Origin of the sequence: Roseofilum halophilum BLCC-M91 (genome assembly GCF_030068445.1) — a bacterium.
GTDB lineage: Bacteria > Cyanobacteriota > Cyanobacteriia > Cyanobacteriales > Desertifilaceae > Roseofilum > Roseofilum halophilum.
Genome location: NZ_JAQPOK010000095.1, coordinates 1 through 25,242 on the forward strand (window position 1 = coordinate 1; position 25,242 = coordinate 25,242).

The 25,242-nt window shown below is 47.3% G+C and carries 18 protein-coding genes; 10 read left to right on the forward strand and 8 right to left on the reverse strand.

Going from position 1 to position 25,242, the window contains the following annotated elements; all coding sequences use genetic code 11:
- Positions 1-196: 196 nt before the first annotated feature.
- Both PJF56_RS13020 and PJF56_RS13025 read left to right on the forward strand, forming a co-directional pair.
- A complete protein-coding gene (locus PJF56_RS13020) occupies positions 197-379 on the forward strand; it encodes a hypothetical protein (RefSeq protein ID WP_283763111.1) in 183 nt (60 codons plus the stop codon).
- A gap of 169 nt (positions 380-548) precedes the next feature.
- A complete protein-coding gene (locus PJF56_RS13025; RefSeq protein ID WP_283763112.1) occupies positions 549-893 on the forward strand; it encodes a carboxymuconolactone decarboxylase family protein in 345 nt (114 codons plus the stop codon).
- 81 nt (positions 894-974) lie between these two features.
- On the opposite strand, the gene PJF56_RS13030 is transcribed toward PJF56_RS13025, so the two are convergent.
- Positions 975-2,666: a peptide ligase PGM1-related protein gene (locus tag PJF56_RS13030; RefSeq protein WP_283763113.1), complete on the reverse strand. Its 1,692-nt coding sequence runs from the start codon at positions 2,664-2,666 to the stop codon at positions 975-977.
- Positions 2,667-2,795: 129 nt separating this feature from the next.
- On the opposite strand from PJF56_RS13030, the gene PJF56_RS13035 reads away from it, so the two are divergent.
- The 6 genes from PJF56_RS13035 (at position 2,796) to PJF56_RS13060 (ending at position 12,934) form a co-directional block, all read left to right on the forward strand.
- Positions 2,796-5,285 carry a hybrid sensor histidine kinase/response regulator gene (locus PJF56_RS13035; RefSeq protein ID WP_283763114.1) on the forward strand — a complete coding sequence of 830 codons (2,490 nt, stop codon included), beginning with the start codon at positions 2,796-2,798 and terminating at the stop codon, positions 5,283-5,285.
- 82 nt (positions 5,286-5,367) lie between these two features.
- Positions 5,368-10,179 (forward strand): hypothetical protein, encoded by a 4,812-nt coding sequence (locus PJF56_RS13040; RefSeq protein ID WP_283763115.1) that lies wholly within the window; start codon positions 5,368-5,370, stop codon positions 10,177-10,179.
- Between the two features lie 38 nt (positions 10,180-10,217).
- Positions 10,218-11,561 (forward strand): AAA family ATPase, encoded by a 1,344-nt coding sequence (locus tag PJF56_RS13045; protein ID WP_283763116.1) that lies wholly within the window; start codon positions 10,218-10,220, stop codon positions 11,559-11,561.
- The gene (locus tag PJF56_RS13050; RefSeq protein ID WP_283763117.1) at positions 11,561-11,896 is read left to right on the forward strand and encodes a DUF4435 domain-containing protein; all 336 of its coding nucleotides are present in this window, start codon (positions 11,561-11,563) and stop codon (positions 11,894-11,896) included. Before PJF56_RS13045 ends, PJF56_RS13050 begins: the two co-directional genes overlap by 1 nt.
- Positions 11,897-11,906: 10 nt before the next feature.
- A complete protein-coding gene (locus PJF56_RS13055) occupies positions 11,907-12,197 on the forward strand; it encodes a hypothetical protein (RefSeq protein WP_283763118.1) in 291 nt (96 codons plus the stop codon).
- A 35-nt stretch (positions 12,198-12,232) separates the two neighbouring features.
- On the forward strand, positions 12,233-12,934 hold the full coding sequence (locus tag PJF56_RS13060; RefSeq protein WP_283763119.1) for a rhomboid family intramembrane serine protease: 702 nt from the start codon (positions 12,233-12,235) through the stop codon (positions 12,932-12,934).
- Here the strand turns inward: PJF56_RS13060 and PJF56_RS13065 are convergent.
- A complete protein-coding gene (locus PJF56_RS13065) occupies positions 12,926-13,618 on the reverse strand; it encodes a Rho termination factor N-terminal domain-containing protein (RefSeq protein WP_283763120.1) in 693 nt (230 codons plus the stop codon). The two genes, PJF56_RS13060 and PJF56_RS13065, sit on opposite strands and share 9 nt — an antisense overlap.
- Positions 13,618-14,976 carry an AAA family ATPase gene (locus PJF56_RS13070; RefSeq protein ID WP_283763121.1) on the reverse strand — a complete coding sequence of 453 codons (1,359 nt, stop codon included), beginning with the start codon at positions 14,974-14,976 and terminating at the stop codon, positions 13,618-13,620. Before PJF56_RS13070 ends, PJF56_RS13065 begins: the two co-directional genes overlap by 1 nt.
- Before the next feature lie 317 nt (positions 14,977-15,293).
- Here PJF56_RS13070 and PJF56_RS13075 point away from each other — a divergent pair, with 317 nt between their 5' ends.
- Entirely contained in the window at positions 15,294-16,322 is a 1,029-nt protein-coding gene (locus tag PJF56_RS13075) for a M23 family metallopeptidase (protein WP_283763122.1), read from the forward strand.
- Between the two features lie 164 nt (positions 16,323-16,486).
- Here PJF56_RS13075 and PJF56_RS13080 read toward each other — a convergent pair whose 3' ends face one another.
- From PJF56_RS13080 to PJF56_RS13095, 4 genes are all read right to left on the reverse strand, one after another.
- Positions 16,487-19,684, reverse strand: a complete 3,198-nt coding sequence (locus PJF56_RS13080; RefSeq protein WP_283763123.1) for an efflux RND transporter permease subunit — start codon at positions 19,682-19,684, stop codon at positions 16,487-16,489.
- A 134-nt stretch (positions 19,685-19,818) separates the two neighbouring features.
- Positions 19,819-21,258 carry an efflux RND transporter periplasmic adaptor subunit gene (locus PJF56_RS13085; RefSeq protein ID WP_283763124.1) on the reverse strand — a complete coding sequence of 480 codons (1,440 nt, stop codon included), beginning with the start codon at positions 21,256-21,258 and terminating at the stop codon, positions 19,819-19,821.
- A 176-nt stretch (positions 21,259-21,434) separates the two neighbouring features.
- Positions 21,435-21,779, reverse strand: a complete 345-nt coding sequence (locus PJF56_RS13090; protein WP_283763125.1) for a HepT-like ribonuclease domain-containing protein — start codon at positions 21,777-21,779, stop codon at positions 21,435-21,437.
- Positions 21,776-22,111 (reverse strand): nucleotidyltransferase family protein, encoded by a 336-nt coding sequence (locus PJF56_RS13095; RefSeq protein ID WP_283763126.1) that lies wholly within the window; start codon positions 22,109-22,111, stop codon positions 21,776-21,778. Before PJF56_RS13095 ends, PJF56_RS13090 begins: the two co-directional genes overlap by 4 nt.
- Positions 22,112-22,207: 96 nt before the next feature.
- Here PJF56_RS13095 and PJF56_RS13100 point away from each other — a divergent pair, with 96 nt between their 5' ends.
- Complete coding sequence (locus PJF56_RS13100) at positions 22,208-23,275, forward strand: ABC transporter permease (protein ID WP_283763127.1); 1,068 nt, start codon at positions 22,208-22,210, stop codon at positions 23,273-23,275.
- A 122-nt stretch (positions 23,276-23,397) separates the two neighbouring features.
- On the opposite strand, the gene PJF56_RS13105 is transcribed toward PJF56_RS13100, so the two are convergent.
- Entirely contained in the window at positions 23,398-25,185 is a 1,788-nt protein-coding gene (locus PJF56_RS13105; RefSeq protein WP_283763128.1) for a DUF3352 domain-containing protein, read from the reverse strand.
- Positions 25,186-25,242 lie beyond the last annotated feature (57 nt).

The following is a 25,242-nucleotide window of genomic DNA, read 5'->3' on the forward strand; positions in this document are numbered from 1 at the left end:
TAGGGCATACGGGAACTTTTGGGATAGACCCAATAAACGCTTGGGGAGAGAATACCTCTACTTTTTCAGAAGTGATTTTGTCTAAGCAAGTAATCTCAATGAACCAAGAATCCCCGTCTCTTTAGAGCGGGGAGTGTCAACCAATTGCTTTGGTAAACTAGGGAGTGACCCCCTTGAGTAGGATAGAGTCGATTCTATGGGACGCAAAGCTAAACTGAAACATCAACGCCATCACTCCCAGTCCCCAAAACCTAAACCGGAGTCTGGGCCTTTAGAGACGACTGATTTTGTCCAGGAGATTCAGCAGCAAGGCTATCAGCTCAAACAGAGTAAAACCGCTCCAGAGATTCCCCAGAATCAGATTAAACCCCAGTTGTAACAGAGAAAGCAGTGGCAGCATGGCCGGGTTATATCCAGTCCGTTTAGCTGTAGTTTAATGGATGACCCAGAGTTGATATTAAAAACTTAATCACTAAAAAGAAATATTGCGCTATAATTATACTTGAACCCTTCAGTCAACCTGATTAAGATTCCCAGGAGATAACGTGATGAAAAACTATCCCGAAATCAGCAAACACTTTATGGCCGGGAGTAAAGAGCTGGCAAAAGCAGAGCCAGACACCATGAAAGCGTTTAAGACCTTAATTATGGCTACAACGGCTAAAGAGGGAGCGCTCTCCCCCAAAGTCAAAGAATTAATTGCTCTGGCTCTGGGTATCGCGGCCCGATGTGATGGTTGTATCGCCCATCACACAGAAGCTTGCATTAAAGCCGGGGTAACCCGTGAAGAACTGGTAGAAATGATCGGCGTTTGCCAACTGATGGGGGGAGGGCCTTCAACGGTTTATGGTGCAGAGGCCTTGATGGCTTATGACCAGTTTATGGCAAAATAATCTTAACATTTAACGCAATTGAAAGTCCCTCGCCGAAAGTTAGCAGAGGGATTTTTCACAAGTCCGAAGCGCTCTCATGTTTTAATGATGGATGAGAGGATTTCCAACGACGTTAGCTCTCGGTGAAATTGGAGTTTTAGGGGTTCCGTTATACAGTTGGGTCTCTCGATCTAAAACAGAAATTACTTTTTGATAACAGAGTTCACATTGGGCTAAGGAATCACCGATATTGGTTAATCCTAGTTTACCGAATTCTGATAAGGTTCCCATTAAGTGAAATACGGTTCCGGTTTCGGTTCCGGTGTCGAAATGTAGATTATGATGGGCGATAATATCGATTAAATCGTGGGGCAATAGTCCGTGATAGGATTTTCTCTGTAAATTATCGCTTGCTAAATAATATTTGGGTCGCCCTTTTTGGCTATAAAATAAGCCATCTTCAGAATTATAAAATCCTCCAGTCAAATATTGTAAGGTCATAAATGGATGGGTTGTGCCACCACAGCGCAGATTGATTTCAATGGCGAATACATCCCAATCCGAGGAAGAGCTGTTAGTAGAAGGGATGGCGATAAAATCAACAGAAAAGCGCTCTAACGCTCCTTTTTCGGCTAAGTTCTGGCCAATTAAGCGGCCATATTCCTGGATTTTAAGGCGATAGGGTTCGTCGGCGGGAAATTGACAGCCGAGATAAATTTGGCCATCGGGGCCGCCTAAAATTTGGTCATGGGTCGATAGGATTTCTACGGTTCCTAGGGGAGTGATTTGGGCTTGGACGCTGGGCGATCGCTTGTTGTCTCCTTCAATAAAGGCTTCGACAATGGCTCCCAATTCGGGAATACGGGAGCCAAAGGTGGGCCAGGTTTCTCCGGGGCCTTGAAATCTGAGGTGCTGAAACTGGTTTTTGATGGCGCGGAGGCGATCGCCGTGGGACGCTTTTCCGGGTTGATAATCAGCAATGGGATTTAAATGGAGTAAGGCATTGCCTTCACCGGAAAATCCTTCATTGAGTTTAATCACCATCCGCTTCAGGTGCGGTTGTCGCTCCCATAAATCAGCCGATGCTTCCGCTAAGTCTTGGGCATTCCACACCGAATGGCAGCCATCGGGATGGGGAATGTTGCATTGGGCAAAAATTTCCCGACTGCCCGATTTCGTACCCCAGTAGAGTAGTTCCGGATCGCAAGCAAACAGGGGAAGCTGTAATCTGACTGATAATTCCCGCTCCCAGGATGTGGCGTTGAAGCAAACCATATAAGAGTTTTGGGAACGGAGCGATCGCCGAATTCGCTCAATTAAGCGAGGACGGTCTAAAATTTTTTCCGTTAGAGATTTACACGAGCGATCGTAAGCCGAGAACAATAATAGGCGATCGCGAGCATGGGAAAAGGGAATACCGGGTAAAAGGTGGAGATAATAATCAACAATAATCTCTGGTAGGGGTTCGGAGGTAACATAAACTAAGCGAGTGCGAGGATTTTTTAATCGAATCAGGGAAAACAGCATCCGCTCTTCGTAGTGCATGACCCCTTCAACTTTCTGAAGTTCTTGTTGATCCAACGTCAGGGAGGGAATAACCAAGATATCATAATCATCAGGTTCGGTTATGGGGGAAGTGTGCCAATTCGGGGCGATCTCACTTTGATCCAGGAGTTGGGGTAACTCACAACTTTGATGACAGAGTGAATTTCGCCACTGAGTTTGAAGATATCGAAATTGGTCAATGACATCCGGTCGATCTTTACATTCGATTCCGTGTCTGGAGTGGTGCATTCGGTCAACCCACTATAACATCTATATAATAAAACCTTATCAGATTAGATGTCTCCTATTTGATGAATAATCTTTGAGCAACTACCGGCCTTTCACAGTTAAGTCCTTTGAGTCAATCCCAGGTGAATCATGATCATCGAAGATGAAGAACTGCGGCAACTTTATAAAGTCTCTAGCGAGGAACACCTGCAAAATCTAGAGGCAGGTATTTTGCACCTAGAGCAACATCCAGACGATGGGGAAAAACTCCAAGAAGTTCTCCGAGAAGCTCATACCCTCAAAGGAGACTCTCGGATGTTGGGGGTTAAGGACGTGGAATCCCTGGCCCATCAAATTGAGCAAGTGGTCGGTAAACTCAAAGAGGATACGAAGGCCCTTGAGGGGGGAATGGACGATCGCCTCTATTATGGCTTAGATGCCATTCGCCAAGTTGTCCATGAAGCCGTCACCGGCGAACCTTCAGGCATTGAAGCCTACAAAGTCTTAGCCGTCCTCATGGGGGCGAATATCCCGAACCATTCTACTCCACAAGCTGAACCGGTGGCCGAGCCACCCCCAGAGGAGTCCCTTCCCGAACCGGCAGAACCCCAGCCAGCAGAGCCAGCAGAGGCCACATCGGCAGCAGAGGAGTCCCTTCCCAAACCGGAACCCGAACCCCAGCCAGAGGAGCCAGCAGAGCCAGCAGAGGCCACATCAGCAGCAGAGGAGTCCCTTCCCAAACCGGAGCCAGTAGTACAGGAGCCACCAGAGTCTGTAAAACCCATCTCCGCGTCCCCGCGTCCCCCTGTCCCCGTTTCCCCATCTCCTCCACCTGTGCCTGAAAAGACCGACTCGAAGACCGCAGCACCAGTAATGGGAGCGAATTATCGGATTGAGAGTGTGCGGGTTGCCACTCAAAATCTAGATGATTTGATGACGCAAACCGGAGAGTTAACCGTCAGTAAAATCCGCATGGCTCACCATATTAGTACCATGAACGATATGGTCAATTTGTGGGAAGAGTGGAACCGGCAAACCTATGGCAATCTTAGTTTTGAGCAGAGTGTGGATAAGTTGCAAGCGCTCAAACAACGCCATGAAGAATATTTACAAGAGATGGGCAAACTGTTAAATCAGTTGCGATCGCGAGCTTCCGAAGATGTGGCTCGTTTAGAGGCGATCGCCAATCAACTCGATTCTGGCATTCGCACCCTACGCCTATTGCCCTTATCCACCATTTTTAACCTATTTGGGCGCTTAGTTCGAGATTTAGCCAAACAACAAGGAAAACAAATCAACTTAATCCTAGAAGGCGCAGAAACCAAAGCCGATAAACGCATTTTAGAAGAAATGAAAGACCCCTTAATGCACATGATCCGCAATAGTGTCGATCATGGCATTGAAACCCCTGCCGAACGCATCGCCCAAGGGAAACCCCCCCAAGCAACCGTTCATCTGAAAGGGTCTCAAATTGGCAATAGTATTATTATTGAACTTAAGGATGACGGGCAAGGCTTAAACGTAGAAAACATTAAAAGCACAGCCAAAAACAAGGGACTGCGACGACCCGAAGAACTCGAAGCCATGACCGAGGCACAAATTCAATCCCTAATTTTTGCCCCTGGATTTTCCACTCGTAAGTTAGTCACTGAAGTTTCTGGGCGCGGTGTTGGATTAGACGTGGTACGCACCAATGTGGAACATTTAAAGGGAAGTATCCATGTGGAATCCACTCCCGGTAAAGGCTGTAAATTTACCATTCAACTGAGTACCAGTTTAGCCACTGCTTCCGTTTTATTGGTATCGGTTCAGGGTGCAACCTATGCTATTCCAGTAGAATTTGTCAAGACAACTTTACTTATTCCAGAGCATCAAATTTTTGCGATCGAGGGTCGAGATACTTATGCCATGGATCAAGAACCCATTTCCATTGCTCGGCTGGAAGAAATTTTAGAATTATCCTCTGCTTCTGAATCTGAGGGTGAGTCTGGAAAAACCAAAAATATAGAACTTTTACCTTGTATTATCTTGCAAGTTGGAACAGAATTATTAGGAGTGATTGTGGATGAACTGCTCGATCAACAGGATATTATTCTCAAACCCCAAAGTCGTCTTTTGCAACGGGTTCGGAATGTCTCTGGGGCAACCATTTTAGGGACAGGTGAAGTCTGTATGGTCTTAAATCCTCAAGATTTAGTCAAGTCAGTCCAGAGGAAAAATATCCAACGAAAAATCGAGTCTTCTGAGTCCATCAAAAAGCCAGAGGATAATGGTAAACAAGCCGTTTTGCTATTAGCAGAGGATTCGATCGCCACCCGTACTCAAGAAAAACGAATTTTGGAAAGTGCAGGTTATGAGGTAGTGACGGCTGTAGATGGCTTAGATGCCTATAATAAGTTAAAAACTCGTCAGTTTGATGGCGTGATTTCTGATGTACAAATGCCCAATTTAGATGGGTTATCGTTAACTGCAAAAATTCGGGAGCATAAGGAATATGAAGACCTGCCAATTATTTTAGTCACCTCTTTGGCTTCTGATGAAGATAAACATCGGGGCGCAGAAGCCGGGGCAAGTGCCTATTTAACCAAGGGAGGATTTAGTCAGGAGTTATTATTAGAAACGGTACGCCGTTTAGTGTAGTTTCTCTTAACCTAAAACCTACCCTCGCCCTGAACGTCATCAAAGGGCATTACCCTTCTGCCGCGCGAAGCGCTATAAAACTATGGCTCCTGTTCCTGAGTCGATCATTGAAATTGAGCTAGATCCAGCCTTACCTATCAATTCTGTACTGGAAGGGTTGAAACTTTGGCAAGATTTGGGAATTTTAACCGAGGATTCCGTCTATCTCTGCTTGAAAGTGGATACCCGTCATCCCCGTTTCTTAGAAGGGTTAGAAATTGGCTTACGTTTAGGTTTAATCGATCCCTTACGGGTAAAACAGATTGCCCATAATTATCTGTGTTGTACGATTCCAGAACCCCAAAAGATCGCGCCCCAGGTGATTGCGCCACCGGTTGCAGAACAACCCCCGATACTATCAACACCGGTTTTAAGGACTGCCCCCACGGTTTTTAAACCCAGTTGGATCGGGCAACGCTTAGAGTCTTTGAAAGCAGAATTAAGCGTGCGCTGGTTATTATTTTTAGGGCTATTTCTCGTCGTTCTCTCTTCTGGGGTATTTGCTGCCAGTCAATGGGAAAATTTCCCTGCCATAGCCCAATATGGGGTGCTGTTAGGATATACGTCTTTGTTTTGGTTGATTAGTCGTTTAGCCAGTCAGAAAGAGAATTTAGAATTAACCTCACAAGCCCTAAAATTGGTTACATTGCTTTTAATTCCGGTCAATTTTTGGGCAATGGATGACTTTGGGTTATGGAGTCATCCTGTTAATGGTTTAGCGAGTCTGGGATCGGCGGTATATTTAACGGTTATGGCTGGCTCCCTCTGGCAGACTAAAACTAGGGTTTCTTTGGGCTTCCCGATTTATCTTCTTGCCAGCTATCTCCATTGGGGTTGGGGTGTCCCAAATTTTCCCATTTTTTCGGTTTATTTGGCAACTCTGGGCAGCTTAGGATTCTATGTCTATCAGTTCCAAAATCTGCAAAATTCTTTGAAACAAACGCTGCGACTGAGCCGCTTAAGTCTTTATGCGATCGGTATTCTACTGTTTCGTGCGATTTTTGTGCAAGGGGTTGTTTTACCTCATTTAGGTTTAGCGATCGCTCTCTGTGGAACTTTCACCGTTTGGCTGTCTTTCACCCGTCGCTCCCAATACCATAAACCGATCAATCGCCTGGGTTTAACTCTGCTATTTTTTGCCTGGTTTGTCTCTATCTGGGTAACATTTCCTTGGCAAGGGGTAGTTATTAGTTTAATTGCGACACAAATCTACCAGCAATTTATTGCTCGCTGGCAACATCGGCGCGATCTGGCGATCCTGTGGTTGATTGGGGTGCAGATGTCTCTGCTGCTGTGGAGCTTTGTTCCTGAGATGTTACAATCGCAGATTATCGCCACAGCAGTAGAGATTACCCAAGCGCAAGAGGTGCCGATCGCTCTCATCAGTGCGATCGGATTGCCTTACCTCATCTGGATCGTTCATATGGGCGATCGCTTCTATCGACGGGAAAAACCGAAACTCGCCCATTTTTCCGAGTTTGTTGCTCTGGGGTTAGGCATTAGCTTACTGATTTTCAGTTTTCCTAATGCCATTTTACGGATTTTCTGTTTAACTAATTTGGTGTTTCTGCTGATGTGGGTAACCAAGCGGCGATACGATCTGCACATTCTGCATTCGTTTCACTTGCTTGTCTACCTGAATCACTGCACCGGATTAGCCCTTCTTTTAAGCCTGATTCATTATGTCAACTCTAACTTAAGCTTAAACACTTGGGCGCTGATTTTGCTGGCAATGACGGTTATGGAATGGTGGTTTTCCGATCTGCGTCGTTCCCTAGAACCGAGTGAGTATGAAAAGATTTGGCAACAAAGCGCTTGGTTGATTGGATTTGGGTTAGGGGCGATCGCCTATTTACTCCTGTTCTCTACCCTAAAAGAGTATACTTTTACTTTCGCCCATCTCCCTTGGCTCGCCATCCCTGCAACCCTTACCCTGATTAGCTATTCCCCCCACTCCCATAAACAAGATCTCGCGCCTAAATTGAGTATCGTGATGCTCTTTTTAGCTCAAGCCTTGGTGTTGGAAACTCCAGGATGGCGCGTTTTCGGGCTGGCAGTGGCTACCCTCATCATGGTGTTCAATACCCGTAAACTGCCCCATATTGCCACTGCTACCCTTACCATGGGTTGTGCCTTAAGTGCCCTAGGATTAATTTTGTGGGATCTGGTTCCGGGAATGCCTCCTGCGATCGATCCCCTGTGGTTAATGCTGGGGGCGATCGCCGCTTCCCCATTGTGGGGAATCCGTCATTATACGTTACGCAAAAGTATTCCCCATTACACTCAAGCGCTGGATATTTGGGCGATCGCCCTCTGTGGCACAGTTCTCACCCTCCAGGGCATTTGGGTAAGTCAAGAACTGCTCACTCCCACTTATCTCTCCATCAGTACCAGTATGCTCCTCAGTGGTGCAACCGCCTATCGCAGTTGGTATCCGAAACCCAAACCCACCGCCATCGGATGGAGTAGCGCGGCTGTCATGGTGGCGGTTTTACCGACGATGAAGGTTTTCGATCTCAGGTGTTTAAGTTTACTGGTTGCTACCTTTATCTTCATCGGTCATAGTCGCTATTCTCGTCAACTGTACCTCACTGCCATGACCGTTGGCTTAGGATTAGTCACCGAGCGCGTCATTTTATCCGATTGGATCGACATTCCCTCAACCACTTGGTGGATCGTCGGTGCAGTCAATGTTCTCGGATTATGGATCGGAGCCAAACACCTGCGCTTAGGTAAAGCACAATGGCAGCGCCAGTTAACCCGACTTTATCGTAAAAGTTTCCATGGATGGGCGATCGCCCTCTGTCTCTTTTGCTTAACCCTCCTCACCCTCCATTCCGTCCTCGTTTACATCAACACCATCCCCCCCCAAATCACCGTTTTTATCAGCTTAATTCTGCTCTTTATCGCCCTTCTCTACAGTCAGAAAACCCGCCCCCATCACCCCCTAGGGGCGGGTTTATTCAGATTTTGGGAAAACAGCCAAACAACTGGTGAACCCGCCCCGTATAGTCAAACCCAAAACCCCCGTCATTCCCTAGGGGCGGGTTTATTCAGACTTGGGGAAAACAGCCAAACAACTGGTGAACCCGCCCCGTATAGTCAAACCCAAAACCCCCGTCATTCCCTAGGGGCGGGTTTATTCAGACTTGGGGAAAACAGCCAAACAACTGGTGAACCCGCCCCTACTATCACCAACTGGAAATTATTGGCGATCGCATGGACAATTGAACTGTTAGCCGTAGAAACCCTAGCCAGTTTTGACTCACCCATTATTAACCTTGCCCTAGTTAACCTCATTTTGGGCTTATGCGCTCAACTGTTCGGCGACTGGTGGAGTTCAAAACAGCCCAGCGAATCCCAAAATCTTCGGGCAGCTTGGCATATTATCCCCCTAGCTTATGGCATTTTAGGGGCGCTGCTTCGTTGGGGAACCGTTTCCAGTTGGACAGGAGTCACCACCCTAGCCCTAGCGATTATTATCCTCGGTATCGGCAAGCGATCGCCGAAATTTAAACCCCTCATTTATCTTGCCCTCGCTGGAGTTACCGCATGTGCCTACGAACTGCTCTTTTACCAACTCTCTTTACAACCCTCTGGAGCAACCGGAGATGGACTCATTCTCATGGCAACCCTAGGAAGCGGTATCCTCTACGCCTATCGCCTACTAGGGAAATTTTTACGCCCCTATTTCCAATTGACCTCTAGAGAATTTCGCTCGATTTGTCATCTCCATTGGTTCGCCTCTAGCCTACTCCTAATCATCGCCACTTTTAACCCCATTCAACAAGGAATGACCCTAGGATTTGCCACCGGTGCAACCCTAGTTCTCTACGCCATCAGTCAAGGTCGCAGAGCAAACTCTCCCGTGTCTATAGCCCCCTCTCCCGTGGGAGAGGGGGTTGGGGGAGAGGGCACATCTCCCGTGGGAGAGGGGGTTGGGGGAGAGGGCACATCTCCCACAGGAGAGGGGGTTGGGGGAGAGGGCACATCTCCCGTGGGAGAGGGGGTTGGGGGAGAGGGCACACCTCCCACAGGAGAGGTCAAACCCCAAGAATTATGGGTCTATCTCGGATTTTTAGAAGCCCTAGGAATGCGCATTTACTGGCTCAATACCCCCATCGCCCAACTCTTAGGGGGGCCGTTAGTGGCTTGGAAAGGAGCCATTGCTACCCTGTTTGCCTACTTTCTCTACTTCCTTCCTTGGCAAACCTGGGGATGGTCAAAACGCCCCTGGCAACTGGCTGGCATTGCGATTCCCCTGTATGCCATGGTCGAGAATCCCACTATTTTGAACCAAGCCAGTCTGGTGGTAATTGCAGCTTACTATATCGGATTGGCGATCGCCAGCAAACAAATTCGCTTTACCTACCTCACCGTAGCCGTCCTCAACTGGATCATCTGGCGATATTTTCTCGAAATTTCCATTACCGAAATCTTCTGGTACGCCCTCACCATCAGCCTTTCCCTCCTCTACATTATCCAAGTCGATCCCCTCTTAAAATCCACCCAAAACCGCAAACTTCGCCATAACCTGCGTACCCTAATTTCTGTCATCATCAGTTTAACCTCCTTTACTGCCCAACAATGGATCGGCACACTCACCGGAACCCTCAGTTTACTCACTATTTTTGCCGGACTCTCCCTCAAAACCCGCGCCTTTCTCTATGTTGGAACCACCACCTTTTTACTCAACATTTTCTATCAGTTAGGAATCCTCATTTTTGACTATCCCTTCTCCAAATGGTTAGTCGCCCTAGGAGTTGGCATTTCCCTCATCTGGATTGCCGCCACCTTTGAAACCCGGCGCGAACAAATTCAAGCCTGGTTCCAAGAATTACAACACTGGGAGTAACTTTAATCTTATAATTGTGAAAAGGTATGGAGTAAACCATGAAAATCCAACAAATTTCTATTACAGGCTTATTTGGTGTCTTCGATCATGTCATCCCTCTAAATCAAGAGGATCGCATCACTATCATTCACGGCCCCAACGGTTTTGGCAAAACATCAATTCTCAGGTTAATAGATGGATTATTTAATGCCAAATATTCTGTTTTGAATAGTATCCCTTTTAGCACTTTTAAGCTCAATTTCAATGATGGAAATACACTCGAAGTATCAAAAAAAGATATCGATCATAACCCTGAGTCTAAACTTTGCATTTTTTCTTCTTTAAGTGAAGAGCCATTTTATCCAAAATCCATAAAATCTAACCTTGAAATGCCTGGTGATATCTTAGAAGATGTTCTGCCAGAAATTAAGAGAATCAGTAGAGACGAATGGCTATACACCCCAACCCATGATATTCTGTCGCTTGAAGAAATTATTTATCGATTTGCAAAACATAGAATCCCTGAAGGTTTTTTGAAGGATATCAAAAATCCAGAGTGGCTAGAAAAAATTCAAGAAAATATTCCTGTAAAATTAGTCAAATCTCAGCGATTATCATCATTTTATTCTTATAATAATTCTAAAAAAATGAATCAAGAATTTGGGATGGAATCGACCATTGTACAATATTCTGAAAATTTAGCAAGTTCAATTCAACATGCGCGGAGTGAATATGGTAGAGTATCACAATCTTTAGACAGAACATTTCCAGCCAGATTAGTTAACCAAGACAGTGAACCTAAATTTACCAAACAGGAGCTACAAGATCAATTGGATAGACTAGAAAAATATCGCTCGCATTTAATAAGTTTGGGATTACTGGATAGGGCTGAAGATACTGAATTCCAGATCCCGCAAGGAGAGATAGATGAAAGCACTCAAAGTGTTTTATCAGTTTATATTGAAGATGTGAATAGCAAGCTAGGCGTTTTTCAAGAAATTGCAAATAAAATAGAACTACTCAGGAAAGTCATAAACCATAAATTTCAATATTCTTATAAAAAAATAGAGTTTAATCAAAAGGATGGATTTGTGGTTAGCTTATTCGATCATCCCTTATCTTATGATGACAATGGGAAATATTTAGAACTCACGGAATTGTCCTCTGGTGAACAACATGAATTGGTCTTACTTTATGAGCTTTTATTCAAAGTAAAACCTAACTCTTTGGTTTTAATTGACGAACCTGAACTCTCTCTCCATGTGGGATGGCAATCTGAGTTTTTAGAAGATTTGCAAGAAATTATTAAGCTTGCAGATATAGATATTCTGATGGCAACTCACTCACCCGATATTATCCAAGATCGTTGGGATTGGACGGTAGAACTAAAAAGACCAAAATAATGAGAGATCAACTTACTCCCGATCGTGAGGCTAATGCGATTCGGCTTAAACGCCAAACGTTTACCGGTGCTTTTTTATTGGTGGAAGGAGGATCGGATAAGAAGTTTTACCAACGTTTTACCCATAAAAATTGTGAAATTGAAGTGGTTTCAGGTAAGCCTTCCAGTAAACAGCGAGTGATACAAGTTTTGCAAATTTTGGAAAACGATAATTTTGCAGGAATTTTAGCTATTGTCGATGCCGATTTCGATCGCCTGGATAATCTTGAATTTTCTAGTCCAAATCTGTTGCGTACTGATACCCACGATTTAGAAACGATGCTAAGAAGTGATTAATAAGTCGAAATTGTATTCACTAAAAGTTTCAGAGTTACAGGAACGTCTGAATCAACAGAAAAGTGACGATCATGATCCTTGGCAAGTCTGCTGTGGACATCACTTAGTGGAAATTCTTTCCTTAGCCTTATGCAAAGCGATTGGCAATCAAAAGCAGACGGAGGTAAAAGCCGATCGCTTGGAGATTTGCTTACGGTTGGCTTATGAAGAGGATTATTTTCAAGAGACTCAACTTTACCTCAAGATTTGTGCTTGGGAAAGGGATAATAAAAATTTTACGATCGCACGAAGATTTTGTTAAGATTGGGAATACTCTGCTGCCTGCCCCCTGCTGTCATGATTCCCATCCGCGATACCCAAGTCATCTCTCGCCCATCACCGATCTGTTATGGTTTAATCGGGTTAATGTTGGTAGTTTTCATAGCAGAAATTCACTGGGATTTTACTGGAGAATTGTCCGATTGGGTGAGCTATTGGGGCATGATTCCCAGGGAGATCGCCAGATTGGGGCAAGAGGCAATTATCAGTGATAATCCGGCGGTATGGGTAGTGTTTATCTGGCGATGCTTTGCTATTCTACCAGCGATATTTCTCCATGGTAGCTATGCCCAAATTTTGGGGAATTTAATCTTCTTATTTGTGTTTGGCAGACGGCTCGAAAGTGTAATGGGGCGATGGAAATTTCTGGGGTTTTACCTGCTCAGTGGTGTGGTGATGGGTTTGATCCGAGTTTTCCTCGATCCGGATGTGGCTTTACCGATTATTGGTGCAAATGGGGCGATCGCCGCTCTCCTCGGTGCGTATGTTATCCGGTTTCCTAAAGCGAAAATAGAAACCCTGCTGCCCTTGCTGATTGTGTTTATCCCCATTGAACTCCCAGCCCCATCTTATCTGTTTTGGTGGTTCTTGCAGCAGTTTTCCTACGGTATTGGCTCGTTAAACGTGCAGGTTAACCCCCTCACCCCTGGCTATGTGCTGCAACAAATGCTGGCGATGGGTTGGGGAATGGCGATCGCCTTCACTCGGCGTTTAACGTAACCAATCAATTAACTCTCCTTTCTTCAGCTTAGAATAGCCCGATAATCCCCGTTCTTTAGCAATTTTCTTCAACTGGGAAACGGTTAAACTGTTGAGATCCGTCGGCTGCATCTCCTCCTGCGGTTCCTGCATGGTGCTACTGGCTTGAGCAGACAGATAAAAAACCTCCTTAAACGCATTCAGCTTTGCCCCTTTGGTGATGCCGCACTTGAGCTGAGTTACGTCCCTTAAACTCGGTTTCCAGGTTGGGCGCGGCGCTTCAAAAATGCGACTGGTGGCAACTGGCAGTTTTACCCCCTTTAAGGGATTAACAGCACGATGGATTAAGTAATCTAACCCCCGGTGAATGTCGTCAACCGTTGCCGTGGCTAAGTCAATTTTTGGTAAGCGCTCTTGCGAAAGTAACTCGCAGGCGGTTTGAGTGGCTTCTGAATCGTCAGCAATGATACACCAGACTTTTTCTAAGCCCGCTTCTTCAGCCACGGCATAGGCGAACATATTACTAATAACTTGGTAGCGATCTTGACCCATTTGTTTGACGATGATGGGGAGCCAGTTGCGATCGCCTGCTCGACTGACTGCCTTAGCCGTTTCCTTAATCAAAAACTCATGGATCTTTACCGGTTCTCCCGGCTCAATTTCCTCTAAATAGAGATAGATGAGAGCGCCAATTTCCTGTTTCATTAGATAAAATACTCCTGAACTAATTCCTTATAAGAAGCCAACACTTCCTTATTGATATATGCCGCCGGTTTACGCTTAAATACCGCATTGGAAATATGGGCATGATTTTTAAGCAAAAACACATCCATATTTTTAGTCGATGAAGTGTATTTTGGGAAAAAATAGGGCTGTAAATCTGAACCAAAGTCTTTTTTGTGAGATTTAATAATTCTGATAATAGCATTCTGAGCCTGTCTTTGTTGGGCATCCGTCATCGTTTCTCCATTATAAAAGATAGGTAAAGCCGTAGGGTTATCCGCATCCGGGGATAAAATATCTCGCCTGCGGTTGCCCACCTCTGGCAAAAATTGAGAGATGGCTAAAGCCGCATTTTCTAAAGAAGCTAAATTATTATGTTTCGTCGGAATTAATACCACATCAGCCGCCATCACTGCCTCTTGGCTAAACAGTTGCCAATTGGGAGGAGAATCAATAAAAATATAATCATACTCATTCCGCAGGGTTTGCAAAACTTGTCTTAGTCTCCCCCTAGTCACTTTTGCCGTTAACTCCTGTTCTTTCAAGCGTAGAAACATTTCATCGGCAGGAATGAGATCAAAACCCAATTCTTTTCCCGACTTGAGTTTCTGTCGATACTGGGCGATCGCCTCTTTGATATGATGGTTTCTATAATCTTCTAAACACTGATATAATCGAGTCGAAGCAGGCTGTATTTCTAAGCTATGGGTTAAATCTCTTTGGTTCGGATCAAAATCGATCGCCAATACCTTTCTCTGCGATAAACTCAAGGCAGCAGCAACATTGAGAGTCGTTGTGGTTTTGCCTACTCCGCCTTTATTATTATAACAAACCACAAATAGCGCCCTAGCCGTCTGTTTCAAGTGTTGTTTAATATCTGCTACTTTTTGATCGATATTTTCGGCATTTAAGGGCGTAAGTTGGGTAACCGGAAAAACTACTTTTCCATGTTTACGAAAGAGTTGAATCGCGTCTCCATTGGTAATGATTCCCCAGCGCACGGATTTACAGTTAGTGGCATCCGGAGAAAGATAACGCTTAAGTTGATTCACCGTTGCCTGATATCGGGTAGACTGGTTAAAGTTAACTTCTCTGCCTTTAATTTCAATCAGTAAAAAAGGGTCTTGAGGCTTGTCTAAAAAACTCTGATTGTTTTTATTCTTACGAGCAGCAAAATCAACTTTATCATTGCCCCTACCCGTCGGATATTCGGGATAATACTCATGATTGCCAAATCCTAGGGCATCTAATAAAACGGGCATGAAGTTATGGTTAACAATGGATTCTTGAGCGTTTTGGGGAAGGGATAACCAAGCCTTCTGGAGTGCAGATTGGGTCATAACGTCAGGACTGTAAGTATAATAGATTCACATTCAGGATTGTAACTTACTTAGATGTTAAAGTCTAATTTTTAATCAAAGTGTTTTATTTCTTTACATAAATATACAGGGGTTGGAGTCCGCTCTACTTCAGTATTGATTGGAAAATCATAGTAAAATGGGAAGGTTGTCTGAAAAGCGATCGCCAAATTGTGCAAGCACTGCAAACTGTATCAACATAAAGAGCAAGCGAGCGAGACGCTCGCACTCCTCAGAATCTAAGATCCATTGTTTCCGCGATCGCCGACATGAAAATTGTTAATTGTTCATTTATATCTATGAAGTTCCTCAAACTGAACCGTATATCCACTATATTACTTGTCTTTCTGGGCGTAATCCTCTTTACCAGTTGTGGACTGTTGAGTAATAGTAACGCCCAAACCCAAACTTGGCCAAAATTTGCCCAACCCATTCAGTGTTCTTTAGGAGAAGATTGTTATATTCTCCGCTATGTAGACCGCGACCCAGGGCCGGGGTATGTGGATGTGGGATGCGGTCGGATGACCGATGATGGCCACTCTGGAACGGATTTTGGTATCCCCGATGAATGGGCGATGGAGCAAGGTGTACCGGTGCTTGCGGCGGCTCCTGGACGGGTGTTGCGGGTGCGGGATGGGGTGGAAGATCGGCGGATTACCTCTCAGGCAGAGTTAGAGGCGATTGAAGGTATGAATTGTGGCAATGGCATGGTCATCGATCATGGTGAAGGTTGGGAAACCCAATATTGTCATCTGCGCCAGGGAAGTGTGGCGGTGCAACCGGGAACGGAGGTCAAAACGGGCACAATGTTGGGGATGGTGGGGTCGTCTGGGGAGTCTTCCTTTCCCCATGTGCATTTGACGGTTCGCTATCAGGGGAATGTGGTCGATCCCTTTGTGGGGCCGGAAGCGGGGCCGGGATGTAATGTTTCAGGTAATTCTCTGTGGAGTCAGGAAATCAAATATACTCCAACGGGGTTAATTCGGGCGGGTTTTGCCAGTGAAGTGCCGGATCTCGACCGGGTGTGGTCGGGTGAGTTTCGCAACGAGCAGTTATCCTTGCAGGGGGGAGCCTTGGTGTTCTGGGTGCATGGGTTTGGGGTGTTACAGGGAGATGAGGAATACTTGCGAGTGGTCGATCCCCAGGGTCAGACGATCGCCGAAAACAAGACAGTGCGCGATCGCCCCAATCGCATCATCTTAGCCTATGCGGGCAAGAAAAACACCCCAGATCGCCCCCTCATTCCCGGCACTTGGCGCGGCGAATATCACCTTAAACGGGGCGATAAAACCCTAATTAACGTGACTCAAACCGTTGAAGTCAAGTAGTATAGCGCTTCGCGCTAGGGAATAGGGAATACACTTCTGAGTGCGAGCATCTTGCTCGCTACTTTCTCTAGCGAGCAAGATTTTTGTCCTGCGGACATGAAGCGGACACGCTACGCTTTCATGTCCGCAAAGCCAATACCCAATACGGACTTGATATTACTCCGTTAATTCAACTGACTTTCTTTCCCTTCGGAAGAGAGCGCCAGGCGAGGTCGTCGAGAGGGTTTACCTTGGATTAACCGCAACAGCAAGCGACCGAACCCATGGATATAGGTAAACAAGGTGGGGACAACCACCAGGGTTAATAACGTCGCTGTCGTCATGCCGCCAATTACAGAAATGGCTAGGGGCGATCGCACTTGAGAGCCTGCCCCCAACTCTAGGGCGATCGGAGTCATCCCCGCAATCGTGGAGAACGTGGTCATAAAAATCGGTCGCAGACGGGACACCCCCGCAGACATTACCGCCGGTTTCAGGCGCATTCCTTGGCCCTGCATATTCGCCAAGGAACAATCCACCAGCAGAATCGCATTTTTAGTCACCAATCCCATCAGCAGCACAATCCCAATCAGGGCAAACAAGCCCAACTCCTTCTGAGTAATCATCAGGGCGAGCAGTGCGCCACCCACAGATAGGGGAAGAGCCGCCATAATCGTCAGGGGATAGATAAAATTGTTATACAACAGAACCAAAATCGCGTAGATTCCCAGAACCGCTAGACCCAGGGAACTGGCAAACCGGGAGAAAATATCCCGCATAATCTCCGCATCTCCAGAGGGTTGCTGTTGCACATCTGGGGGGAGATTGGTCTCTAACCATTCATTAATCGGTTCCATGGCTTGCCCCAGGGACAGCCCTTGTAAATTCCCTTCTAGGGACACTTGACGCAGGCGATCAAAGCGGTCAATTTGGGAGGGGCCGCTACCGATATGGATATCCGCCACCGCCATCAGGGGAACCACGCCCCCATTTTGGCTGGGAACGCGCAAATTCCGCAGGGTCTCCATATCATTGCGAGATTCTGTAGCAATTTGGACGCGGATAGGAATTTGGCGATCGGGGAGATTAAACTTAGCCAGGGAAGCATCATTATCGCCAATCGTAGCTAAAGAAGCTGTGCGGGCGATCGCCTCCACGGAGACCCCCAAATCTGCCGCCCGTTTCGGGTCTGGAGTAATCAACAACTCCGGTTTCACCAAACTGGCACTCGAAGAAACCTCTACCAAACCGGGAAGACCCCGCATAAAGCCCTCTAACTCATCAGCCGTACTCTTAAGTAACTCTGGATTTTCACTATTGAGAACCACCGACACATCCTTCGTATTCCCCGCCGCACCTTGGGATTGGAAACTCACCCTAGCGCCCGGAATTTGCACAAGCTTCTCGCGCATCTCCTGCTCAAACTCTTTCTGAGAAACCTCCCGCTCTTCCTGGGGCAGAAGATTAACCGTAATCAACGCTTCATTAATTCCCGAATCTCCCCCTCCAGCACTAGCCAAAGCACTCTTAAACGCCCGATGGTCTTGCAGAATCTCTGTTGTTTTCTGCATCACCTGGTCAGTTAACGCCAGAGGAGACCCAGGGGGCAACTCCACGGTAACCCGACTCAACCCCCGGTCATACCCCGCAAATAATCCTGTGGGAATCAGGGGAACCAATTGCAAAGATCCGACAAAGAAAGCCATTGCTATCATCAGGGTCACCATGCGATGGGACAAGGCCCAACCCAGCAGTCCTCGATAGGGGTGAAATGTCTTTTGACCCCAACGAAAACCCCGATGAGCTAAGTCTGAATCCAGGAGACCATCGGGAGTGTTGCCGGTCTCTTCGAGGGTTGATGCGCTGGCTTTGACTGCCTTGCCTTTCAATAAGTAGGCTGCCAACATGGGGGTCATAGTTGTGGCGACCAAGGTGGAAAATAGGGTAGCCACAGAAACGGTAATGGCGAACGGTTGGAAAAATTTACCGGGAATTCCACCCATAAAGGCAACGGGCAGAAATACAGCCACAATGGTGGCGGTTGTTGCTAAAACGGCTAACCCAATCTCATTGGCTGCATCTAAGGCTGCTTGGAAGGGACGCTTACCCATCTGAATATGCTGGGTAATATTTTCAATCATACAGATGGCATCATCGACCAAGTTTCCCATGGCTAGGGCAAACCCCAATAAGGTCATATCATTAAGGGTATATCCTAGGAGACGGATGGCCATGAATGTAGGCACAATGGATAACGGTAAGGCCAGGGCTGTAATCAAGGTGGCTCGCCAATCCCTTAAAAAGATACCGACTACGATGACTGTCAGCAGTGAGCCTAAGACTAGGGCATCAATGGAGGCTTGATAGGAGAGGCGAATATAATCGGCGTTGGTAAAGATTAGTTCCAGTTGGATATCTTCGGGTAGGGTTTCTCGCAGTTGGGCGACTTTTTTCTGCACTCCTTCTTCGACGCTCACTAGGGTGGAGCCGCTACTGCGCCAGACGGAGAAGCCAACGACTGGCGCTTGTTGAACGTCTGTATCGCCTTTGAGGGTTAACCGGGAGAGCTGACGGGGTTCGGCAAATCCATCATGAACGTCTCCTAAGCTGGTGAGGGGCACATCTTCGCCATTGGGGAGAACGATGCGGTAGGTTTTCAGGGTGTCTAGGGTGGCAGCACTGCCCAAGGTGCGGATGCTTTTTTCTGTACCGCCAGTTTGCGATCGCCCTCCAGGGAGGTTAATGTTAAAGGCGCGAATTTGTTGGTTGACTTCGCTGGCGGTAATGCCCAAGGCTTGCAACCGTGCAGGATTGAGATCGATGCGGATTTCTTCATCAACGCCCCCAATCCGGTCTACCCTAGCCACACCGGGAACGGAGAGCAAGGAACGGCCAATGTTCCGGTCTACCAAGTCGCTCAGTTCTTCCACGGAGCGCTTGGGAGAGGTGACCGCGTAGCTGATCACCGCCTGACCGATAAAGTTAATTTTTTGGACAACGGGGTCTTCGATGTCTTGGGGTAGGGTTTGGCGAATTTGGGCGATCGCATTGCGAACGTCGTTGGTCGCTGTGTCGCTGTTGACTTCCAGTTCAAAGGCAATGGAGGTCGTGGACTGACCATCGGTCACCGTGGAGCGAATATCATCGACTCCTTCTAGGGAGGCGACGGCATCTTCGACTTTTTTGGTGACTTCGGTCTCTAGTTCCGTGGGCCCGGCTCCGGGTTGGACAATGGTGACGGAAACAAAGGGGACATCAATATTGGGATTTTCATCAATACCCAATTGGGTAAAGGAGAAGAAACCGACTATTCCTAAAATTAGGAATAGAACCAGGGTGGGAACGGGTTTGTGTATTGACCAGGAGGAGATTTTGAAAGACATTGCTGGGGGAATGGGGGAATGGGGGAATGGGGGAATGGGGGAGTGGGGGAATGGGGGAATGGGGGAAAATATCCCCGTGTCTCCGTGTCTCCCTGTCTCCGTGTCCGGAACGTCTCCCTGTCAGGAGCGTCTCACTAATTCACAGTCGGATTAAGGGCGCTGCTGTCAGCGATGCGGACGATATCACCTTCTTTGATAAATCCTGCACCTAAAACGACGATGCGATCGCCGACATTCAAGCCTTGTTTAATTTCGACATGGGTGGAGTCTCCGCCGACGGGTGAACCGACTTCGACCCTGCGGGCGATCGCCTGATTGTTCTCATCCACTTGATACACAATGGCGCTACCATCGGCTTGGGGTTGCAGAGCTTCGGCCGGAATCACTAACCCTTGCACCATTTGCGCCGTAATACTCGCTTGTAAAAACATCCCCGGTCGCAACAGGGCAGACGACGGCAGGTCAATCTTCACCGTGGCTTGGCGAGTATTGGCATCCACGAGGGGGGCCACTTCTCGAATCGTGCCCTTGATATTGATCCGACTATCAGCATCCGAGGTTAACGTTACTGGGGCCCCAATGTTCACCTGACTCAGTTGGGTTTCTGGGATTTTCAGTTCCAGTTCCAAAGCACCCTGATTAATAATGCGGAATAGGGGCGTTTGCGGACTAACCACATCTCCCACCCGTGCTGTACGTTCGCTGACCCTACCACTCGATGGGGCACTCACTTTAGTTTGGGCCAGATAGGTTTTCTGTTGTTTGACCCTGGCTTGTTGGCTTTGCAGTTGAGCTAGGGCCGTATTCACATTTGCCGTCATACTGCCGATGGTGGCTTGGGCGCTGTTCACATTGGCCATCGCACTGCTGATTCTGGCTTCGGCGCTATTCACGTTTGCCTTAGCGACTTGTACCGCTTCGATCGCATTTTTAGCTTTCGTGCGGCTTAAATCCACTTCTTGGTTACTGATGGCTCCTTCAGCCGCTAGGGTTTCTGAGCGCTCTAAATCCCGTTCCGCTTGTTCGAGTTCCGCTTGCGCTTGGGCTAAAGAGGCGATCGCCTGCTGTTTGCCCGCTTCTGCTTCCGCTTTCGCCGCCAATGCTCCTTGGAGAGCTGATTTCGCCTGCTCCACTGCCGCTTGACGCTCTTGCACCACCGCCCGACTCGCTTCTACATCCGCCTGAGCCTGACTAATTTGGGTTTGCAGAACCGAATCATCTAATACCACCATCAATTGCCCTTTTTCCACCCAATCCCCTTCATCCACCAAGACTTGACGAATTTGCAAGTCCATAACCTGAGAAACCACAGGTAATAAATCATAGGCTTCTATCGTACCTGTAGCCGTGAAAGTGCGGGGGAATCTCGCCAAGTCTACCGTAGCTAGGGTAACCGTTTGCACGGGATCGGTCGATTGAGAGGTACTCACCGGTTGGACGGCAGTCGGTTCAGAGCGGTTCAGGGCAGTCAGGGTATAGGTTGCCAATGCGCCTGCGGCTAGGCCAATACCCAAACCCACCAGCAATCCCGGTTTTCCTGCCCTTATCTTTTGAGGACTTATGTTTTCAGTCATTGGAGTTTCTTGGGGTTCAGTTGGTTTGGATGAATTGTCAATCTCACTGACTGGGTGTTCGCTCATGTATCCCTCCGATTTGGACGCTTTGGGTCTAGGCTTTGGCCTTGCCTAGGGTCGAGTAGTCTTTATCTCTCCTTTATATTATTACGCATTGTAAAGCTTGTGGTGCAACTCTATCTCGTTCTATCCTGAAGCATTTGATTAATCGTCGGTCTCAAGAGTGGAAGATCATCTTGCACCGTATCCCATAAAACCTGAGTATCAACCCCAAAGTATTCATGAACCACTTTATCGCGCATTCCCGATATACTGCGCCAGGGAACAGCCGGATATTGGTCTCGAACCGATTGCGGAATACTTTTCGTTGCTTCACCAATAATTTCCAGAGCGCGTGTTACGGCATAAATCGTCCGTCGATCTTCTCGAAATTGCGCGTAACTTAAATCAACTAGAAATTCTTGGGCAATATCAATATTCTCTAAGATATCCTCTAGATAATCAATAATATCTCGACTCATAGATAACAGACCTCAGCTAATATCCGTTCGCCAATACGTGGCTTCAATCCAGTTTTCATCACCAAATCAACCTTCACCCCCAGATAATCCGTTAGCTTGTTTTCCAATTCACAAAACCCAATCAACCCCAAACGATAATCTGGGTCAAATTCCACCAACACATCCAGATCGCTCTGTGCCGTTTGCTCACCCCGAACATAGGAACCAAACACCCCAAGCTGCCGAATTCGATACTCCGTCTTCAGATCGGGTAAGGTTTCGTGTAATCGTTTCACCAGATCATTGAACACAGGTAATGAAGTTTGATCGTCCATCTGATTGGCTCCATCCATTTTTCATCGATCAGTCTCTACTTTACGATTAATATAGCCATGCTCTTGGGTCAATCCGTGGCACAATAGGAAATCCAGAGGTCAAGAGGTACAGCCGTGGATTGGTGGAAGAAACTACGCAAAAATCCCCTTGCTCAGGTGGGAGCGGTGATTCTGATGATGTTCTATATTGTGGTGATTGGTGCGGGTTTTTTTGCCCCTTATAGTCCCTACAGTTCTCAGCTCGATGGCTCTGTGTTGCCACCCACGCCGATTGAGTGGTTTGATGAGGGACACTTTGCGCCGCGAGTCTATCCGGTAACCCAGGGAGCAACAGATTTAGATACGGGCGATCGCCCCCTCATTATAGACCGCAGCCGTCCCTCACCTCTACGCCTTTTTATCCAGGGAGAGAACTACAAAATCCTGGGCATTATTCCTGCCAATGTCCATCTATTCGGCACAGAAGGAGAAGGGCGGATTAACCTCTTAGGCACAGATCGCCAAGCCAGAGACCAGTTTAGTCGTCTCCTCTACGGCGGTCAAATTAGCCTCAGTATCGGTTTAGTGGGAATTTTGATCTCGTTTCCCTTGGGCATGATTGTCGGGGGCATATCGGGCTATTTTGGCGGTTGGATCGATGCAATTTTAATGCGCCTGGTGGAAGTGTTAATGACCATACCCGGTATTTATCTCTTGGTTGCCCTAGCTGCGGTGATTCCCCCCCAACTCACTAGCGGTCAACGGTTTCTGTTGATTGTGATGATTACTTCATTTATCAGTTGGTCAGGACTGGCACGGGTGATCCGAGGTCAAGTGCTATCGCTTAAAGAGCAACCTTTTGTGCAAGCTGCCAAAGCGATGGGAGCTAATCCGTTTTATATTATTGTCCGTCATGTCTTGCCCCAAACGGCCACCTATGTGATCATTTCTGCAACCTTGGCTATCCCTGGGTTTATTGTGGCGGAATCGGTGTTAAGTCTGATTGGCTTAGGTATTCAAGAACCCGACCCCTCTTGGGGTAATCTGTTATCAGCCGGAACGAATGCCTCGATTTTGGTCTTGCAACCTTGGTTAGTTTGGCCTCCGGCGATCTTGATTATTTTAACGGTTCTCTCGTTTAACCTTTTGGGGGATGGGTTGCGCGATGCCCTCGATCCTAGAAGTTTACGGGAGTTTAATTAAGTTCCAAAAAGGAGGGCTAACCTGTCTCTAGCCCTGGCGCGATAATGCTCCGCATCGCTGGCGGCGATAATGCTCCGCATCGCTGGCGGCGATAATGCTCCGCATCGCTGGAGCGATCGCCTTTATTCTTCTGAATCTCCTTCCGAGGGGTCTGGAGACGCTTCTGGAGAGGGTTCTGGAGTCGGTGAGGGGTTCAAACTCGGAGAGGGTAGGGGGCCAGGGTCTTGTCCTTTTTTCAGCCGCACCAGCAGGTCGTACCGGGTGGTACGGGGGCTAGTAATGGCAGAGGTAACGCCGATAGAATTAAAGGCCTTAAAGAGATTATCTTGATCGGGGGGCATGATAATCGGTAGGGGCAGGTTTTGGTTAAACAGGCGCTCGATATCGGCGTAAAAATAGCCACTTTGCTGGCTCAGACCTTCGGGAATACTGGTGTTAAAGGCTTCGTTGGTTGCGAGGGAATCTTCAGGAGGGGCGATCAGGCGGTTGGCGATCGCCGCACCAAAGGTCATCATTACTAAGTCATCCCTTAACCACCCTCGGCTAATATCAATAATGCCAAAGGGGAGCTGCCATTGGGTGACTTCTGTTTCGCCTATGGTTTCCGAGTTAATTTCTACTTGATATTTATCTTGCATCACCCGATCGAGGCTGGCAAAGGTTTGCTCTGCCCTTTCCCGATCGCCCGTATTCACCATTACCGCAAAGCCAAAGGGAATGGGAGAAGCGCTTCCATCGGCAGGAACCATGGCGATCGCAAATGGCCCATCCATCCACTCGAGTAAATCCTCTTCTAAATTGAGTCCCGTGGTATCCAATAAGCCTTGTTTTAAGCCTTCTGGATTTAGGGGTGCTAAAGGATTACCCTCTACACCCGTCGTATACTGATTCCAGACCTGATTGAAATTACTGCCCGTGAGCATCATTAACGTATCGCTGGGTACATATTCACCGAGATCCAAGCTCAGGCTCTCAGGAGTTAATTTCTGATCGGCTTGGTTACTGAGCCAAGTAATGCCCTTAAACAATAAACCATTGGAGACCACTTCTACGGTTGCTGCTAATCCCTGATTGGTTTCCAACTGTTCTAACTCTTCTGGGGCGATCGGTCGTACCGAATTCGCTGCTGCGACTTTGGTGGCTTCGGGAACATTAACATACACACGAGCCAAGGCTGAAGAAGTACCAAGCTGTTCCAACGCATTTTTATATCCCGGAGTCGAAGCCACAGAAGCTTCTCCCTTAAAGGTATCAATCACCCGATCCGTGGCATCTGGAGCGCTACTGATGACCAAATATCGGCCTTCCAAAACTGTGGAAGAAAACACCACCTCGGCATTGGGTTTGCTCTCTTGAATTTCAATCTCCTTATAGGTGCGTTTGGTCAGTTCCTGATCGACCAATTTCCCGGAAATTTCTTGGGCTTTCAAGGGATTAGCAATGGGAACAATCATCACCCAAGAGGGTTGTTCGAGCATCACCATCCGCTCTTCTTCCGAGAGAGTTTCATCTTCGGCGATATCTGGCGCTAAATAGGCCCAGGTGACTTCTTGTCCCACCCAAGGCTGAATATCTTTGAGATAGTCTAGTTTCGTTTGCGTTTGGAATTGATCCCGCAGTTGGGCTAAACTTTGGTCTAAGGCCGCTTGAGTATTGGGCGTGCCAAAGGAGCGTAAATTGTCCCATTGCCGCTCATTGGTCGAGAGGGAAATGGTCATCAGGGAATTTTGGGGAACTACATTGGCTCCCAGTTGCATATCTTTGGGAACTTGAGTCCGTCCGACAAAGAGCCAATAGGCGAGGCTACCGGTTGCCCCCAGGATGACGATTCCAGCGATCGCCAATAACCCCAGTTTTTTCTGGGAATCTGAAAATTTTTGCAGCACAGTTGGAGGTGTTTTAGTAGACACTGCTTACAGTTTACTTCAATGATGACCTCCGTGAGAAGGGGCAAGATCGAGAAAATA

Excerpts from the sequence above, each read along its gene's own strand:
- PJF56_RS13020 (WP_283763111.1), top strand. The coding sequence starts at position 197 with ATGGGACGCAAAGCTAAACTGAAACATCAACGCCATCACTCCCAGTCC.
- PJF56_RS13025 (WP_283763112.1), top strand. The coding sequence starts at position 549 with ATGAAAAACTATCCCGAAATCAGCAAACACTTTATGGCCGGGAGTAAA.
- PJF56_RS13030 (WP_283763113.1), bottom strand. The coding sequence starts at position 2,666 with ATGCACCACTCCAGACACGGAATCGAATGTAAAGATCGACCGGATGTC.
- PJF56_RS13035 (WP_283763114.1), top strand. The coding sequence starts at position 2,796 with ATGATCATCGAAGATGAAGAACTGCGGCAACTTTATAAAGTCTCTAGC.
- PJF56_RS13040 (WP_283763115.1), top strand. The coding sequence starts at position 5,368 with ATGGCTCCTGTTCCTGAGTCGATCATTGAAATTGAGCTAGATCCAGCC.
- PJF56_RS13045 (WP_283763116.1), top strand. The coding sequence starts at position 10,218 with ATGAAAATCCAACAAATTTCTATTACAGGCTTATTTGGTGTCTTCGAT.
- PJF56_RS13050 (WP_283763117.1), top strand. The coding sequence starts at position 11,561 with ATGAGAGATCAACTTACTCCCGATCGTGAGGCTAATGCGATTCGGCTT.
- PJF56_RS13060 (WP_283763119.1), top strand. The coding sequence starts at position 12,233 with ATGATTCCCATCCGCGATACCCAAGTCATCTCTCGCCCATCACCGATC.
- PJF56_RS13065 (WP_283763120.1), bottom strand. The coding sequence starts at position 13,618 with ATGAAACAGGAAATTGGCGCTCTCATCTATCTCTATTTAGAGGAAATT.
- PJF56_RS13070 (WP_283763121.1), bottom strand. The coding sequence starts at position 14,976 with ATGACCCAATCTGCACTCCAGAAGGCTTGGTTATCCCTTCCCCAAAAC.
- PJF56_RS13075 (WP_283763122.1), top strand. The coding sequence starts at position 15,294 with ATGAAGTTCCTCAAACTGAACCGTATATCCACTATATTACTTGTCTTT.
- PJF56_RS13080 (WP_283763123.1), bottom strand. The coding sequence starts at position 19,684 with ATGTCTTTCAAAATCTCCTCCTGGTCAATACACAAACCCGTTCCCACC.
- PJF56_RS13085 (WP_283763124.1), bottom strand. The coding sequence starts at position 21,258 with ATGACTGAAAACATAAGTCCTCAAAAGATAAGGGCAGGAAAACCGGGA.
- PJF56_RS13090 (WP_283763125.1), bottom strand. The coding sequence starts at position 21,779 with ATGAGTCGAGATATTATTGATTATCTAGAGGATATCTTAGAGAATATT.
- PJF56_RS13095 (WP_283763126.1), bottom strand. The coding sequence starts at position 22,111 with ATGGATGGAGCCAATCAGATGGACGATCAAACTTCATTACCTGTGTTC.